Annotated in this window: 15 protein-coding genes; 8 read left to right on the top strand and 7 right to left on the bottom strand. The window is 38.2% G+C overall.

Features of this window, described 5'->3' with window-relative positions; all coding sequences use genetic code 11:
• Window positions 1–82: 82 nt before the first annotated feature.
• From OQZ33_RS05845 to ilvA, 7 genes are all read left to right on the top strand, one after another.
• The gene (locus OQZ33_RS05845) at window positions 83–373 is read left to right on the top strand and encodes an antibiotic biosynthesis monooxygenase family protein (protein WP_265798118.1); all 291 of its coding nucleotides are present in this window, start codon (window positions 83–85) and stop codon (window positions 371–373) included.
• A 57-nt stretch (window positions 374–430) separates the two neighbouring features.
• Window positions 431–1,117, top strand: coding sequence for a class I SAM-dependent methyltransferase (locus tag OQZ33_RS05840; RefSeq protein WP_265798117.1), 687 nt, complete (start codon window positions 431–433; stop codon window positions 1,115–1,117).
• A 56-nt stretch (window positions 1,118–1,173) separates the two neighbouring features.
• Entirely contained in the window at window positions 1,174–1,755 is a 582-nt protein-coding gene (leuD, locus tag OQZ33_RS05835; RefSeq protein ID WP_265798116.1) for a 3-isopropylmalate dehydratase small subunit, read from the top strand.
• Window positions 1,756–1,921: 166 nt separating this feature from the next.
• On the top strand, window positions 1,922–3,427 hold the full coding sequence (locus OQZ33_RS05830) for an ATP-binding cassette domain-containing protein (protein ID WP_265798115.1): 1,506 nt from the start codon (window positions 1,922–1,924) through the stop codon (window positions 3,425–3,427).
• 44 nt (window positions 3,428–3,471) lie between these two features.
• A complete protein-coding gene (gene leuB, locus OQZ33_RS05825; RefSeq protein WP_265798114.1) occupies window positions 3,472–4,572 on the top strand; it encodes a 3-isopropylmalate dehydrogenase in 1,101 nt (366 codons plus the stop codon).
• Window positions 4,572–6,077, top strand: a complete 1,506-nt coding sequence (locus OQZ33_RS05820) for a 2-isopropylmalate synthase (protein WP_265798113.1) — start codon at window positions 4,572–4,574, stop codon at window positions 6,075–6,077. The genes leuB and OQZ33_RS05820 overlap by 1 nt, the downstream gene beginning before the upstream one ends.
• A 359-nt stretch (window positions 6,078–6,436) precedes the next feature.
• On the top strand, window positions 6,437–7,687 hold the full coding sequence (gene ilvA / locus OQZ33_RS05815) for a threonine ammonia-lyase IlvA (RefSeq protein ID WP_265798111.1): 1,251 nt from the start codon (window positions 6,437–6,439) through the stop codon (window positions 7,685–7,687).
• A gap of 42 nt (window positions 7,688–7,729) precedes the next feature.
• On the opposite strand, the gene hemA is transcribed toward ilvA, so the two are convergent.
• Window positions 7,730–8,956 (bottom strand): glutamyl-tRNA reductase, encoded by a 1,227-nt coding sequence (gene hemA, locus OQZ33_RS05810; RefSeq protein ID WP_265798110.1) that lies wholly within the window; start codon window positions 8,954–8,956, stop codon window positions 7,730–7,732.
• Window positions 8,957–9,343: 387 nt separating this feature from the next.
• Here hemA and OQZ33_RS05805 point away from each other — a divergent pair, with 387 nt between their 5' ends.
• On the top strand, window positions 9,344–10,168 hold the full coding sequence (locus OQZ33_RS05805) for an alpha/beta hydrolase family protein (protein ID WP_265798109.1): 825 nt from the start codon (window positions 9,344–9,346) through the stop codon (window positions 10,166–10,168).
• A 435-nt stretch (window positions 10,169–10,603) separates the two neighbouring features.
• On the opposite strand, the gene OQZ33_RS05800 is transcribed toward OQZ33_RS05805, so the two are convergent.
• From OQZ33_RS05800 to OQZ33_RS05775, 6 genes are all read right to left on the bottom strand, one after another.
• On the bottom strand, window positions 10,604–11,878 hold the full coding sequence (locus tag OQZ33_RS05800; protein ID WP_265798108.1) for a mechanosensitive ion channel family protein: 1,275 nt from the start codon (window positions 11,876–11,878) through the stop codon (window positions 10,604–10,606).
• A 253-nt stretch (window positions 11,879–12,131) separates the two neighbouring features.
• Entirely contained in the window at window positions 12,132–14,108 is a 1,977-nt protein-coding gene (ispG, locus tag OQZ33_RS05795; protein WP_265798107.1) for a (E)-4-hydroxy-3-methylbut-2-enyl-diphosphate synthase, read from the bottom strand.
• Between the two features lie 65 nt (window positions 14,109–14,173).
• Window positions 14,174–14,776: an RDD family protein gene (locus tag OQZ33_RS05790; protein ID WP_265798106.1), complete on the bottom strand. Its 603-nt coding sequence runs from the start codon at window positions 14,774–14,776 to the stop codon at window positions 14,174–14,176.
• A gap of 96 nt (window positions 14,777–14,872) precedes the next feature.
• Complete coding sequence (locus tag OQZ33_RS05785) at window positions 14,873–15,856, bottom strand: LiaF transmembrane domain-containing protein (protein WP_265798105.1); 984 nt, start codon at window positions 15,854–15,856, stop codon at window positions 14,873–14,875.
• 5 nt (window positions 15,857–15,861) lie between these two features.
• A complete protein-coding gene (locus tag OQZ33_RS05780; RefSeq protein ID WP_265798104.1) occupies window positions 15,862–16,554 on the bottom strand; it encodes a PspC domain-containing protein in 693 nt (230 codons plus the stop codon).
• Between the two features lie 25 nt (window positions 16,555–16,579).
• The gene (locus OQZ33_RS05775; RefSeq protein WP_265798103.1) at window positions 16,580–17,269 is read right to left on the bottom strand and encodes an SDR family oxidoreductase; all 690 of its coding nucleotides are present in this window, start codon (window positions 17,267–17,269) and stop codon (window positions 16,580–16,582) included.
• Between the last annotated feature and the right edge of the window lie 77 nt (window positions 17,270–17,346).

Below are 17,346 nucleotides of genomic sequence, written 5' to 3'. Positions count from 1 at the left end.
ACTCGTCATTGCGAGGCACGAATCAATCTATTTTCCAACTGAGATTGCTTCGTACCTCGCAATGACGAAAAGCTAAGAAAAAATGATTTTAGAAGTTGCGATATTAAATGTAAAAGCTGGCTTATCAGCTGATTTTGAAAAAGCTTTCAACGAAGCTCAAAAAATCATTTCCTCCATGGAAGGTTACATTTCACATCAACTGAAAAAGTGTTTGGAAGAAACTGACAAATATATTTTGCTGGTAAACTGGGAAACATTAAAAGCACATACCGAAGGTTTTAGAGGTTCTGCAGAATACCAAGACTGGAAAAAGCTACTGCACCATTTTTATGATCCTTTTCCAACTGTTGAACATTATGCTGAGGTGAGATAGCTTAAATGTAAATGATTTACGGTAAAGCAAATAACCCGTAACCAAAGACAAACAAAAATGGAAACATTACAAGAAATACAGAACCAATTTAATGCAGTATCCGAAAAATACGATAGGCAAAGGCGTTTCCTTATACCTTGTTTTGATGATTTTTATGGTACCGCTTTATCGCTGTCTGAAAATGTTTCAAGAATTAAAAACATCTTGGATATTGGTGCAGGAACAGGGTTGATGAGTGCGTTCTTTCATGAGAAATACCCAAATGCAAAAATCACTTTGGTTGATATTTCTAAAGAGACGCTTAAAAAAGCTGAGGAGCGTTTCGAGGGAAATGAAAACATTAGTTTTTTAAATGCCGATTTCTCCACTATGGATTTACCAGAAAATCATTATGAATTAGTGGTTTCAGGACTGGCAATACACCATTTACCAAATGAATTGAAACAACAGTTGTTCGGCAGAATTGCAAAAACGCTCAAACCTGGAGGTTGGTTTATCAACGCTGATCAGGTTTTAGGCGAAACTCAAATAGCAGAAAAGATATATACTGAAAATTGGAAGAATCATGTGGAGCAAAGTCCTAACTTAACGGATGAAGAGAAACAAAGTGCATTTGAGCGAATTAAGGTTGATATTATGGCGCCTTTAAAACCGCAGTTAGAATGGCTGGAAAATGCGGGGTTACAAAATGCGAATTGCTATTATCAATATTACAATTTTGTAGTATTTGCTGCAAATAAATAAAAAAAGGCGATATAACGGTTCCTGAAACCTGAAACTCGCAACTTGATACTTGTAAAATGAAAAAATTCATAAAATTAACATCGGCAGTAGTGCCTTTAAACATAGAGAACATTGATACCGACCAGATTATTCCGGCAAGGTTTCTAAAAGCGACCACACGTGATGGTTTTGGCGAAAACCTGTTCCGCGACTGGCGTTATGAAAACGATAATCAACCTAAAGCCGATTTTGTGCTGAATGACCCAACTTATAGCGGTCAGGTTTTAGTTGCCGGAAAAAACTTTGGTTGTGGTAGCAGTCGTGAGCATGCAGCCTGGGCTATTCAAGATGCAGGTTTTGATGTCGTAATCAGTAGTTTCTTTGCAGATATCTTTAAAGGCAATGCATTAAACAATGGCTTGCTACCTATTCAGGTTAGCGAAGATTTCCTGGCCCAAATTTTTTGGGCTGTGGATAAAAATCCAAAATCGCCATTAGAAGTTGATCTGGAAAACCAAACGGTAACCATTGTAGAAACAGGAGCACAGGAATCTTTTGAGATTAACCCATACAAAAAATCGTGTTTAATTAATGGCTACGATGATATCGATTTCATCTTGGCTCAAAAAGATTTGATTGAGGAATTTGAGAAAAATTAATATCGAAAAGCTAAGACAATTATCATTGCAAGATACGAAGCAATCCTACAACTATTGCTAGGTTCTTCAAACCATCGCATTAAGATTGCTTCGTACTCGCAATGACGACAGTAAGAATCAGTGTAATCAATCAATCTGTGTAATCAATCCGCAGCAATTAATAACCATGAAAGAAAGCATAGTCAACATTCAAAACCTAACCTTAAAACACCAACAAAAATCGGTGTTAAAGGATTTGAACTGGACTATTTATCGTGGTGAAAACTGGGCATTAGGTGGCACGAGTGGAAGCGGAAAAACATCTTTAGCAAAAATTATATCAGGCCTGCAAAGTGCAGCTGGCGAGGTAAGAATTAATTTTAATAATGATAGCCATTTACCAGCAGAGGCTTTATTTGTAGAAAGCTGGTATCAGTTTAAAAACCTGGAAGGCGTTGCAAACTTCTATTATCAACAGCGCTATACCAGTCAGCAGGCTAAAGATACCTTAACTGTCCATGCGGAATTAGTTGATTTTGGCAAGGAGAACTATCTACATTTTGATCACGTAGAACCGATATTAGAAGCACTACACTTTACAACATTTGCCAGTTCTCAATTGATTGAGTTATCAAGCGGCGAACATAAAAAATTGCAACTGGTTAAAGCTTTATGGTTGAAGCCGCAGTTGTTAATTATCGACCAACCTTATACAGGCTTGGATGCCGCATCTCGTAAAAACCTCAATCTTTTATTAGATGAAGTTTCAACGAATGGTGTTCAATTGATTTTAATTTCCAACGATTCGGAATTGCCAAGCGCTATTAATCGTTTTGCGGAAATAATAAACGGTCAAATTTTAGTTTCAGATTCAAGACTTATAACATCAGCTTCTGAAAAAAAACATACAAGAGAAATTCCTGATTTCCTTAAGGAATCACCTAAATATTCTTCGAAGAATATTGTAAAAATGGTAGATGTTAACATCAGCTATGGCGAAAAACAGGTTTTAAAAAACATCAATTGGGAAGTTAATGCTGGAGAAAAATGGTTACTGCAAGGCCATAACGGATCGGGCAAATCAACTTTATTGAGCCTTATAAATGGTGATCATCCGCAATCGTATGCCAACGAGCTTTATTTGTTTGGTAACCGACGAGGAAGTGGCGAAAGTATTTGGGACATTAAACAACATATCGGTTTAATCTCTCCTGAGTTTCATTGGTATTTTGATGCTACCTCAACCGTTTGGCAAAGTATTGCTTCCGGTTTTTATGATACCGTTGGCTTATTTCAGCAATTGCCCTACTCAAAAAGTGAGCAGGTAAATGAACTGATAGCATATTTTGGGCTAAGCGAAAATAAGAACGAGCTATTAGGCTCGCTTCCATTAGGAAAGCAACGCTTGGTTTTGCTGGCAAGAACCATCATCAAAAATCCCGAATTATTGATTCTGGATGAACCATGTCAGGGCTTAGACCAGCAGCAAACAAAGCTTTTTAATCAATTTATTGATGAGTTGTGCAATAACGGCATGACGATGATATATGTTGGCCATTTTGAATCGCAGCTGGCAACCTGCATAGAAAAAAGAATATTATTAGAAAACGGCGAAGTAAAAGTCGTCGAAAGTTTAAACACCAAAACTCGTCATGACGAGGTAGGAAGCAACCTTTTGCACCGTACTATCTAACTGAGATTGCTTCGTAACTCGCAATGACGGCAATATACAATACAATGAAGAAGAACATTTTAGTAATACCTGGAGACGGTATTGGACCCGAAGTTACCACATGGGGAAAAGCAGCATTAGAAAAAATTGCTGAAATCTTTGGACATGAATTTGTGTTCGATGAGGCTTTAATGGGACATGCAGCGATTGAAGTTACTGGCGAACCACTGCCAGATGAGACTTTAGAAAAAGCCAGAAAAAGCGATGCTATCCTTTTTGGAGCCATCGGCCATGCCAAATATGATAACGACCCAAGCCTAAAAGTAAGGCCAGAACAAGGTTTGTTAAAAATCCGTAAGGAACTTGGGTTATTTGCAAACCTCCGCCCAATATTATTATTTGATGAACTTCTTCAGGCATCGAGCATTAAACCTGAAATTTTAAGAGGAACTGATATATTATTCTTCCGCGAGTTAACTGGCGACGTTTATTTCGGCGAAAAATCTCGTTCTGAAGATAGAAATACAGCTTCTGATTTAATGATTTACCACCGTTACGAAGTGGAGCGTATTGCACATAAAGCTTATCAGGCTGCGCAACAACGCAACAAAAGATTATGTTCGGTAGATAAGGCTAACGTATTGGAAAGTTCTCGCTTATGGCGTGAAACGGTTCAGGAAATTGCAAAACAATATCCTGATGTGGAAACGGAGCACATGTTTATCGATAACGCGGCCATGCAACTGATAAAAAACCCGAAGAAATTTGATGTGGTGTTAACGGCAAATTTATTTGGCGATATCTTAACGGATGAAGCTTCTCAAATTGCGGGCTCGATGGGTATGCTGGCTTCTGCATCTGTTGGCGAAAGCACAGGTTTCTTCGAGCCAATTCACGGTTCGGCACACGATATTACAGGAAAAGATTTGGCAAATCCACTGGCCTCTATCCTATCGGCAGCGCTAATGCTCGAAATTGGTTTCGGATTAAAAGAAGAAGCCAAATTATTGGTTGATACCGTTGACGAAGTCTTAAAAGAAGGTTTCAGAACACATGATATTGCCGACCAAACCACCAACCGATTTAAAGTTTTAGGCACCGCCGAGATGGGTAAATTGGTATTAAAATTCTTATCACAAAAATCAACTACAACCCCCCAAGCATAATGATACACGATCCCAATAAAGTATATATTTTCGACACCACCTTACGTGATGGAGAACAGGTTCCAGGTTGCCAGTTAGATACCAACCAAAAAATCGAAATCGCTAAAGCTTTGGAATTACTTGGCGTTGATGTAATTGAGGCAGGTTTTCCAATATCCAGTCCTGGCGATTTCCAGAGCGTTGTGGAATTATCAAAAGCAATAAAAAACCCGACCATTTGTGCGCTAACACGTGCAATAAAAGGGGATATAGATGTTGCGGCAGAGTCTTTACAATATGCAAAATATCCACGTATTCATACTGGAATTGGATCTTCTGATATGCACATTAAATACAAATTTAATAGCACCCGCGAGAAGATTTTAGAAAGAGCAGTTGAGGCCGTGAAATATGCAAAGAAATTTGTAGAGGATGTTGAATTTTATGCAGAAGATGCCGGAAGAGCGGATAATGAATTCTTGGCTCAAATGATTGAGGCAGTAATTGCTGCTGGTGCAACGGTTGTTAACATACCCGATACAAATGGCTATTGCATGCCTGATCAATACGGTTCTAAAATTCTTTACCTTAAAGAAAACGTAAAAAATATCGACCAGGCCATTATCTCTGTACATTGCCATAACGATTTAGGTTTGGCAACAGCAAACAGTATTGCTGGCGTAGTAAACGGTGCCCGTCAAATCGAATGTACTATAAACGGTATCGGTGAGAGAGCAGGAAACACCGCCCTTGAAGAAGTTTCGATGATTTTAAAAACCCATAGTTTGGGTTTACATACAGGCATCAATAGCAAGCATTTTACCGAAATTAGTGGCATGGTAAGCCGAATGATGCACATGCCAGTACAGCCAAATAAAGCAATTGTTGGTAAAAATGCCTTTGCACACAGTTCTGGTATTCATCAGGATGGATTTTTAAAACATCGTGAAAACTATGAAATCATCAATCCTGAAGATGTGGGCTTAAATAGTGCTGACATTATATTAACTGCAAGAAGTGGTCGCCATGCATTAAAGCACCATTTAGAGCGTTTAGACTACGACATTGATAAAATTAACATCGATGATGTTTACGAGCGTTTTTTAGTTTTGGCCGATGAAAAGAAAGACATTACCGACGACGATTTACTTTTTTTAATGAGTGATGGAGAAACACCGTCATACCTTAACGGTTATAAATTAAACTTGCTTCAGGTGGTTTGTGGCGATTTGGTAAACCCAACGGCTACGATTAAGCTTCAGTATAATAACGAAGAGAAAGAAGCGAAGGCAGAAGGAAATGGACCAGTAGATGCGACCATTAATGCGATATCAAGCTTAATTGATAAAGATATTACACTTAAAGAATTTACGATACAAGCCATGCATGGTGGAAGCGACGACGTGAGTAAAGTGAATATGAAAGTAGATTATAATGGCAAATCCTTCGTAGGCTTTGGTTTTAGCACAGATATTGTAAAAGCTTCGGCAAATGCATATTTAGACGCAATAAATAAGTTTTTGTAAGCAAGGTTAAAGCTAAAAGATTAAGCTGAAACCATAAATAGAATCGTCATTGCGAGGTACGAAGCAATCTTAAAGCGAGGGGAATAATCTTGAGTAGTAAGATTGCTTAGTGCCTTGCAATAATAAATAGAGAAAAGAACAGGATTAAATCATTTTTGAGAGAAGCTCCCCTCCTTATTTTCAAGGAGGAGTCGGGGGTGGTTTTTTACTTCCTTTTACAAATAGTTCCCTAAAAAATTGCAACGCCTGCCGTACAGCCAAAAATGGCAGCGCTGCAACAACTGAAAAAACACTGAACCTGCTTTTTCAAAAAATAAGTGTGAGTAACGCGTTGATTCTCACTAATACATAATAAACAAATGAACGACACCATAAAAAATACTTTTGATTTTGAAAGCGCATACCATACCTTAAAAGGTGTGGTAAAGCGCACTCCTCTCGAGCTAAACGAAGGTTTATCTTTAAGATATAATGCCAAGATTTACCTTAAAAGAGAAGATTTACAAATTGTACGTTCGTATAAACTGCGTGGTGCTTACAATAAAATCAGCACTTTAAATCCTGATGCCTTGCAAAACGGCATTGTTTGCGCAAGTGCCGGAAACCATGCACAAGGTGTTGCTTATTCCTGCAAAAAACTAGGTATTAAAGGCGTAATTTTTATGCCCGAGATAACGCCAAAGCAAAAAATCAAGCAGGTAAATATGTTTGGTGGCGATAATATTGAAATTGTTTTAGTAGGCGATACTTTTGATGATTGCCTGAAGGAAGCACTCGCTTATTGCGAAGAAAAATCATCAACCTTCATTCCTCCTTTTGATGATGAAAAAGTGATCGAAGGGCAAGCCACCGTTGCTATGGAAATCTTTCAGGATTTACCTGAGCTTGATGCCATTGTGGTTCCGGTTGGTGGAGGCGGTTTAGCTTCGGGCGTAAGTGCCTATTTACAGACTGTAAAGCCCGATGTTAAAATTTTCGGTGTCGAACCCATGGGCGCCCCTTCGTTAAGTGAGGCGCTTAAAAATGGTGGTCCAATAACCGTTGAAAACATTGAGCGTTTTGTTGATGGTGCAGCAGTAAAACGAATGGGCTGGATTACCTATAACTATTGCAAAGAGTTACTGAGTTCCACTTATTTAATCCCCGAAGGACAAATTTGTACCACCATTTTAAAACTTTATAACGAAGATGCAATTGTGGTAGAACCTGCTGGGGCGCTTTCGGTAGCAGCGCTGGAGCAAGTGAAAGATCAGATTGTAGGAAAAAATATCGTTTGTGTAATTAGCGGTGGCAATAACGACATCGAGCGCATGCAGGAGATCAAAGAAAAATCTTTACTGTTTGAGGGCTTGAAACATTATTTTATTGTTCGTTTCCCACAGCGTCCGGGTGCTTTAAAATTGTTTGTAAACGAGGTTTTAGGTCCACATGATGATATTACCCGTTTTGAGTTTATCAAAAAAACAAATAAAGAAAATGGGCCAGCTTTAGTGGGTATCGAATTAACCGACAAAGATGATTATGCAAGTTTATTGCAACGTATGAAAGATTTCAAATTTGAGATTATAGAATTAAACCAGGATCAAACTTTGTTCGAGTATCTGGTTTAAAAGATTAACTGCTCTGAAAGATGATATTTTAGAGCAGTTACATTATGATTCTTTAACCAAAATTTCTTTGGCCATAATCATCGGAACACTGATACATTTCTTCTCCATGTAGTTCATCACCCGTTCTAAAACCTCACGAGAAGCTTCATCCATCTGGCTGATTTCATAGGCAAACACGCCATTTAAAGCTGTATTTTTAATTTCCTTAATCTTCCTTGGAACTTCTTGCATAGCCAGCTCAATGCGGCGTTGCTTTAAAACAGTAAAAAATTCGGTGATGTTGTTGTTAATGATATCTTCCGCATGAACCAATTCGTTGTAACGTTCTTGAATATTTTTGCGGGCAACCTCTTTTAAAGATTCAACCTCAATGTAATGAACAAGGTTATCATGTATTACTGCAGGCGCAACATCATTCGGGATCGCTAAATCAACGATCACCTTCTTGCCAGTATCGCCATTAAGCAACTTAGCATAAAGTTCTTCATCAATAATAGCCTCTGTAGAACCTGTGCAGGTAATAATCACATCGAAACCAGCTGTAAAATTTTCTAAATCGCTTAACGGATAAGCTTTACCGTTTAATTCCGCAGCCAAAGTTTCAGCTTTAGAAAGCGTACGGTTAAAAATAGAAAAGTTAGAATATTTATGTTTGTTAAGGTATTTGGCAATATTCTGATTGGTTTCGCCAGCGCCAATAATCAGCACCCTCGAATTGCCACACATATTTAATTCTTTAAGCTTACGATAAGCCAAAGAAACCACCGAAACAGGGTTTTTTGAAATATTAGTATGCGTATAAACCTCTTTAGCCGTCTTCACCACCCTATCCATAATCATGCGCATGTAGTCGCCTGTAAAGCCTGCATCACGGCAGTTTTCATAAGCTTTACGTATTTGAGCAAGAATTTCCTTTTCGCCAACAACCAAACTCTCTAAAGAGCAAGATGTTCTTAACAAATGATTAAAAGCTTCTTCGTTCTCGTAAACCGTTACGTTATCCAGAAAACGCTCCATAAATTCAGGAGGTAAGCCCATATCCAAAACGGTTAAAAACCGGGTAACAAATTCCTTATTAGTTTTCTCTTTGGTAAGAAAAACAAACTCTACACGATTACATGTACCAATATAAAATATCTCACTAACCGGAAGTTCTGTTTGAATATTCTTCAACCTGCTATCTAAACTTTGATCACAAATAACCAATTTCCCTAAAGATTTTAGGTCGATGTGGTGATGCGTAAAAGCTATTACTTTTAAATATTCCAAGTGCTTCCGTTATTAACTATTATCGGGAAACAAAAGTAACACGGTTAGCGGTTGCGAACGTCATTAATCTGTAATTTACATCAATTTAGAACGGTTTTAAATAGGCGCATTCTGTTGACAAAATCTTCAAATCGCTTTTTGAAAAGCAAGAACAGTTTTTCATTTTAATGTTGGTCCTGATTTCCCTGCAAGCACAATGAAAAATTGCGGCTTTTCGTTCAATCAGTTTAGACCACTCAGGTTGCTGCTCAACAATAAAACCCAACCCATCCCATCAGGAACTTTCCGCCGAAAACAGGGATGGTAAGCCCTTATAATTGATACTCGGATTAAAATACAACAAAATCATAATTTGTAGGTTTATAAATTGTACCAATACCTTAAACGATGATTATACAAAATGAGTTTAGCCTTAGTGGTTCAGATGGAAAATTAATTTTTGGCGACATTACTTTCGACGATAAAAACCCCAACACGCCTATCGTACTTTTTGTTCATGGCTTTAAAGGTTTTAAAGACTGGGGTGCCCATAACCTTGTTGCCCGCTATTTTGCAGCAAACGGTTATCGCTATATTAAATTTAATCTATCGCATAGTGGTGTAACAACTGATCAGCCAAAAGATGTAACCGACCTGGAAACCTTTGGCAGCAACACTTTTTCGAAGGAGCTATTTGATGTTAATACCGTGCTTGATTACATTGAGAAAGCGTATGGAAAGGAAACGGAAGTAAATATGATTGGGCACAGCAGAGGCGGCGGACTGGCGATTATCGAGGCAGCAAACGATTTAAGAATACAAAAGCTAATTACCTGGAGTGCGATTTCAAGTTTTGACAGTCTTTGGAAAAAAGAGCAGGAAGCCGACTGGAAAAAAATAGGTAAAATTTACGTAGTTAACGCCCGAACGAAGGAGCAAATGCCACTAAATGTTACTTTGCTCGAAGATTTTGAAGAACATGCTGAAACCTTAAACATTTTAGATGCAGCGAAACGCGTTAATATCCCATGGTTAATTGTTCAGGGCGATGATGATGTGAATGTTCCATTTGAGAATGGGCAAAAGTTGGCTGATGCGAACCCAAATAGCAGGCTGGTCAAGATTGAAGGAGCTAACCACGTTTATGGCGCTTCCCATCCTTATGAGCATGAGACTTTGCCTCCGCTTTTATTTAAAGTTTGTGAGAAGGTTCTAACATTTTTGGGGGAATAATTAATATTACGACTGCCTTAAGTTTAATCGCTTAAATATTTAAATTCTTATTGAGCGGTCGTCATGCTGAATTTATTTCAGGATCTTAATAGCAAAGAAGATGCTGAAATAAATTCAGCATGACGTTATTTGTTAAGTAGCTATGGGTAAGCCTTAAGCTTGACTTGTTTTTGCAGTTTGTAAGGCCAAAGTACTATTTCTCCGTTCTACTTTAAACCGGCCTAACAATTTTGGGGCTGTACTGTTCAAGCCTTGGCAGAAACTTTAAAACAAAAATTTTCTGCCGGCACTTTTGTTTCCTTTGGTGCCAAAAGAAAGAAGCCCGTCTGGCTAAGACAAATAAACACCCCGCTATAAAAACGTCAATTATATTGATTTTTATGAAATAAATTAACCCACAGCATCACGAGAGGTAAAAGAAGCAATTAGCAAATTTTAATCATTCCCTCTTCCTACAAAGCCTCGCATGTCGCTTCCACTCGGGCTTTGAAAAATTTCCAAATCGAAATAAGGAACCGCAGCAAGTAAATGATCGAAAATATCGGCAGCAACTTCTTCAAATTTCTTTAGTCCTTTCTCTTTCGAAAACACATAAATTTCGATGGGTAAACCATTCTCTGTGGCCTGTAATTGCCTAACCATGAAGGTTAAATCAGTATTGATGTGTGGATTGCTCTCCAAATATTTCTCCGCATAAACCCTAAAGGTTCCTATGTTTGTCATGTGCCGTCCGTTGACCAGATTATTCGGATTTACGGTATTCTCCGCATTGAAAGTTTCGATTTGCAACTGCGTTTCTCTCAAATAATCTTTTAGGAAATCGATGCTTTTTAAACGGCCAATCAACTCATCATCGCAAAATTTAATGCTGGAAATTTTAATGTTGATATGTCTCTTAATTCTCCGCCCTTCGCTTTCTTCCATAGCCCGCCAGTTCTTGAAAGACTCACTTACAATGGCATAACTTGGTACTATCGTTACAGTTTTATCCCAATTTCGAACTTTTATAGTCGTTAGGTTAATTTCGGTTACTTCGCCATCGGCACCGTATTTTTCGACGGTAATCCAATCGCCTACCCGTACTAAATCAATGGCACTCATTTGCACAGAAGCCACAAAACCTAAAATCGGATCGCGGAAAACCAGAATAAAAACCGCTGTTACTGCACCAAAACCTCCGAAAATATACAATGGAGATTGATTTAAAATAATCGATAAGATCAGTACAAACCCTACGATATAGAAAACAATTTTTGCTACTTGCTTATAACTTCTAATCGGTTTATCAGCATATTTTTTAGAGGCTTCCATGATGGAAACCAACGCGTTTAAGAATGCATTTACTGCAAACATCACCGCTAAAACAATATATATTTTTGCAAAGATTGAGGCGTAGAACAACCAAACCTTAAAATCAACAAAGACAAAAGGCACAGCGTTATAAATAATGTAGGCACCAAAAATTAGTGCAAAAGCCCTAAATACTCTAAATTCGAAAAGTGCAATCTGCCAATTAGATTTTGTTTTAGCACTTTTTACCACTGCAATAAAAACTTGACGTGTTAAAAATATGGTCACGAAAAGAAATAGCGTAACGCCAACTAACCCGATGAAAAAATACGAATAAATGAGTTCGCTACCAGTTAATCCTCTACTAGAAAGCCAGTTTCTAAGTTCACCAAAAATAATTTGAAATTCAGGGATGCGCATAGCGGTAATTTAGGGATTTATTGATTATAGTTTTGGAATCGCTTTAGTAATGATCTGTGAGGACACAGACCATGAATTTGCGGACGGTATATAACTTTAACCCCTCGGCCTGTGTCCTCATAGACAGAAATTGAATGGATTATAGTGGCCTGTGACGACGCTAACCCTATACCTCGGTCTGTGTCCTCGCCGACAGAAATTCAATGGATTATAGTGACCTCTTAGGGCACAGACCATGATATCTAGAACATTTTTAAACCTTTTCTATCCAATTCCCGTCGCCTTTGATAATGTCGATCAATTCATCTAATGCAAAGGCTGTATTTACATTTTTCTTAACTACTTCTTGTCCACGATACAAGGTAATTTTATCAGGACCCGTTCCTACATAACCATAATCGGCATCAGCCATTTCACCTGGACCGTTTACAATGCAACCCATGATCCCAATTTTTAAACCTTTTAAATGGTCAGTACGTGATCGGATTAATTGAGTGGTTTCCTGTAAATCGAAAAGTGTTCTTCCACAACTCGGACAAGAAATATATTCAGTTTTACTAATTCTTGTTCTGGTTGCCTGCAAAATGCCAAAGCTGGTCGCATTTAATAATGCTAAATTTTGTCCTGCGGCGTCAATCCAGATTCCGTCGCCAAACCCATCGGTAAATAAAGCGCCTAAATCAGTAGCTGCATACAATTGCAAATTATCTGCATCCAAATCTTTGTAAGTTCTCTTAATAATTACCGGAATTTGTAGATTTTTTTCTTGCAGCGCAACAAAGAAAGCTCGTTGTTCGGCCATGCCGTGTTGAGCCGAAGTATTTAATATAAAAACAACATTTACTAATTGACGCAACGATAAGTGATTAAACTGCGTCGCATCAATCTCTACAAAGTTTAAATGCTCATCCTTTATGGTGGAGGCATTAAATTCATCTAAAGAAAATACAGGATGGCAGTTGTGTTTGTCTCTTAAAGCCAACCATGTTTTATGGTTATAAATTTGTTTTAAGTTGCCGGGGAACGAAAATGAGGGCAGGTTATCTCCCAAAAAAACCAAATCACAAGCTTGATCTGTTAAGTTGTACTTATCTAATCCTGCGCTATAGTTATAGCCCACAGCATTTAAAAAATAAGGGTCTTTTAAATTTTCATCCGACACATCGATCATGACTACCGGATGGTGGTGACCACCAATATGCTGTACGGGTTCAGTAACTCTGCGAGAATAGGCATAGGGTGAATAAGTTTGGAGTTGGGCGTTTTTAATTGGGAGTTTCCCAGAAAACTGAAGACTCCGATCTCCATGCTTCAAACTCCTTTTCACATATCGATCTGCCAATGCTTTAGCAACCGGTGCTTCAAATTCAGGATCTTCGGTTAATGAAACGCGGATGGTATCGCCTAAACCATCTTCTAGTAAAGTTCCAATTCCTACAGCTGATTTGATCCGACCGTCTTCGCCATCGCCCGCCTCGGTAACACCTAAGTGTAACGGATAATTCATGCCTTCTTTCGCCATGGTTTCAACTAACAAACGGTAGGCCTGAACCATTACTTGTGTATTGCTGGCTTTCATGGAAATAACCAGATTGTAATAATTTTCCGCCTCGCACATTCGGATGAACTCCATTGCAGATTCTACCATGCCTCGTGGCGTATCACCATAATGACTCATAATTCGATCAGAAAGCGATCCATGATTGGTACCAATACGCATTGCTGTTCCGTACTCTTTGCAGATTTTTATTAACGGAATGAATTTTTTGTTGATTCTTTCCAGCTCTGCTGTATAAGCATCTTGAGTATACTCTAAATTTTCAAATTTCTTTTTATCGGCGTAATTACCAGGGTTTACACGCACCTTTTCCACAATTCTTGCAGCCATTTCTGCAGCATTCGGCGTGAAATGGATATCAGCAATTAGCGGAACATCATATCCACGGAACCGCAACTCCTTTTTGATATTGGCTAAATTTTCGGCCTCTTTAATACTTGGAGCGGTAATTCGAACGTATTCGCAACCCGATTCTACCATGCGTATGGTTTGTTCAGCCGTTCCGATGGTATCCATGGTATCGGTAGTGGTCATAGATTGTATTCGAATGGGGTTGTGACCCCCCAAAGCGATGTCACCGATTTTTACTTCACGAGTTAAAAACCTCGAATAAGTGGTTAAACTGTTGCAATAACCGCCTTCTAAATCATGCTTTACCGATAAATTTTCCATGTGATTGCAAAGATATAGATAGAAATTTGAATGAGAGAATTTTGAAGGAGAGAATGACTTTTATTCTATATCAACCTGTCTTTAATCACCAGTGCATCGGCTGCTATATCATGCCAGCACTGGTTTTTTTTGTTTAGGAAGCTGTACAAATAACCAAAAAAAACTGGCACTACAGAAAGGATTTTGGAGAAATTTCTGGCTAAAGATCTACCAAATGAAATCCGTGATCCTTCGAGATCGGTTACCTTAATGTTGAGTAATTTTTTCCCGATTGTAGCTTGTGAAGCAGAAGATTCGGCAACACTCCCATAAATAAGCTTGATGATAAAAATTGATGGAAATGGAATCAAAAATGCCATTATACGGGCATCTTTCCCTTGGATAAAAACAAAGCTAACTAAAATGATAACCGAGTAAAATCCAAAGATGATGAAATGGTCAATCACCGAAGCCAACAATCGCTGATCGAAAGCGGCAAAATATTGAGGCGCTGTCTTTTGATACTTAAAACCTAAAAGCTCACGCAATTCTTCCATCGCGTGAGCTTCTTTATAGTCATCCATTCCTGGTTTGCGAATGAATGTATTGGGTTTAATATCTAAATTTTTAAGTTCAGCTAAACTATATGGGCCTTGAGGTTTTCCATTAATTACAACTGTGTATTCCATAAGCCCCTCCCAACCCTCCCCAGAAGGGAGGGCTTTGTATGATAAATATTTTATTTGCGAACAGCATCCCGCTCTTCGCTTTATTCTTTGAGCTTTCTAATACCTTGACACTTCAAAGCTACTTAATCCACCGTCTAAATTGATAAAAATCTTTTTGGTTGATGTTTTATAGTTTGAGGTTTCATAAACGCCATCGCTAAGTTTTTCAAAGCCATCAAAATCTTTGGCAGATAAGCCTGTTTTTGTTTTAATGCGGCAACCAGAGTTTGTTGGTACTTTAATTTTCACATCGGCCACGCCCGATTTTACAATTACATCAGTAATGGGAAGTAAATCGCCGAATTTAATATCCAGCGCTGCTGCACCACCATCAAAGCGGAAAGTACGAACTTTGTAATCGGCGAAATCGAAATTGGCTTCACCAGCACCAAGCTTCATTAGAATATCCCAATTGGCAGCTTTGTTCAATTTAAAATCTACATCGTTACCATTTTCGCCAAATTTCCATTTGCTTTTTCTGTTGTCCATACTAAAAGTAAGCACAGTTGCCGAATCGGTAATTAATTTCTTCAGAGAGAAATTACCATGTCTTTTTTTAACCTGAGCATTAATCAGTTCAGATGTTTCGCCGTCAAGGTTGAACGAAATTCCACCACCGGAAATATTTAAAACGGTTTTCTTAGCGTTTTCCCCTGCAACAAAAGGCTCCGCCAACTTCAAGCTATTAAATGCAGTATCGCTATGGTCACTTTCATCATCGTTGTCATTGTCGCTATCATCGATAGTAATATCGATATCTTTCTTAAACTTATGGCCCCACCAACCACTTTGACTAGGTTCTTGTTGGCCTTTATAAAATAAAAATGCCAATGCCACAACTAAAACTCCAACCGAAATGATGCTACCGGTTTGCGAATTGTTTCTGTTGAATAATATGTTTAAACCAGCAATGATTAAAAACACTGGCCAAAAGCCCCAAATGCTACGCCAGTAAAAATCAATAACACCAAAGTTTTCTAGTAGAAGTACACCACCAATAAAAAGCAGTAAAATACCCCAAATTAATCTATCTATTTTCATAATGCTTATGCTTGAGGGTGAGTAGTTGATGTAGAATTGTTGTCGTTTTTGGGTTCCTCTTCTACCACTGTAGTTTCAGTAAAATCGGCAGCCTTTTTTTCTTCCTCCTGAGCTTGTTGATTTTGAAATGTTGCCCACTCATTTTTTCTTTTTGATTTCGCAATAATGCCAATTCCTAAAGCTATAAAAATAAGCGGCCACATAAACTTGAAGAGGTTGCGAATGGTAAACCATTCGGGAATAAAGTCAAGCTCCCGCATCAAAAATATGCAACCAATTACCAAAAGGAGTAAACCAGCCACGGTTCTTCCAGCATCATTCGGCTTGCTCATTTTACCAAAGTCTGGCTGCGTTTCAAATGGCTTTTTCTCCGTTTCGTTTATCGGTTGAGACCAGTTTGTATTTCCAGTATTGGTAGTTCCTCCAAAAGGATTTGCATTTCCAAATGGCGGTGTATTTGGATTATTTTTATTAAAATAATCATTAAATTTTGTGAATTTTAGCGATGGGTCATTGTTAACCGGCACGATAATCCACATCACGATATAAGCAATTAAGCCGGCTCCAGCCATAAAAATGGTTGATAGCACAAATAATAGCCTCACTATGGTAACCTCTACCTGCATGTAATCTGCAAGTCCAGAAGCTACACCGGCAATCATCTTATCGTGTTCGTTTCTAAAAAGCTTCTTTTCCATAACGCTGTTCATTTTGTGTGTGTGTTTAAAAATTCAGCGGAGTAATCAAAACCTCATCAACATTTACCCCTTTACTTAAATTCAAAATGGTAAATAAAGTTTCTGCAATATCTTCGGGCTGTACAAATTTTTCATCCGGAATAGTCGTCCCCTCCCAGGATGAGGTTTTTGTTGAACCCGGCAAAAAAGCAGTTACTTTAACATTGTGAGGAGCTAACTCTTGCCGCAATACATTGTTAAGACTTAACATCGCTGCTTTTGTTACACTATAACTTCCACCATTTTCTACAGGGGCTTTACTTGCTATCGAACAAATATTGAATATATGCCCACGTTGAGCTGTACGCATTTTTTTTCCAAAAAATTTACTCATATAATAAGCCGCATTCACATTAAGGGCTTGTTGTTTTTCGAAAGCTTCATCGGCTTCATCCAACATACTTCCTGGTAAAAAAGCACCAACATTATTAACCAACACATCTGCGAAACCAAAATCGTTTTCTACATCATTTAAAAATTGATAAACTGCATCTCTATCTGCGCAGTCTACCGCGTATACTAAAACTGTTCTCCCAGTGAGAAATAATTCATCTCGTAATGCGGTAAGTTCTTCCAAACCCCGAGCTACCAGCGCCAAATGATAACCTTCTTTCCAGAGTCTAATTGCAATTGCTCTACCAATTCCTTTTGTTGCTCCTGTTATTACCGCTTTCATAGTTATTAATTAATTTTTGTTGACAAAAAACCATATTTATATTCTAAACCACGAATATTTTCGCAATTATCAAAGCG

This window comes from Pedobacter sp. MC2016-05, assembly GCF_026239735.1.
Taxonomy (GTDB): Bacteria; Bacteroidota; Bacteroidia; order Sphingobacteriales; family Sphingobacteriaceae; genus Pedobacter.
This window is presented reverse-complemented; position numbering and strand designations above follow the sequence as displayed.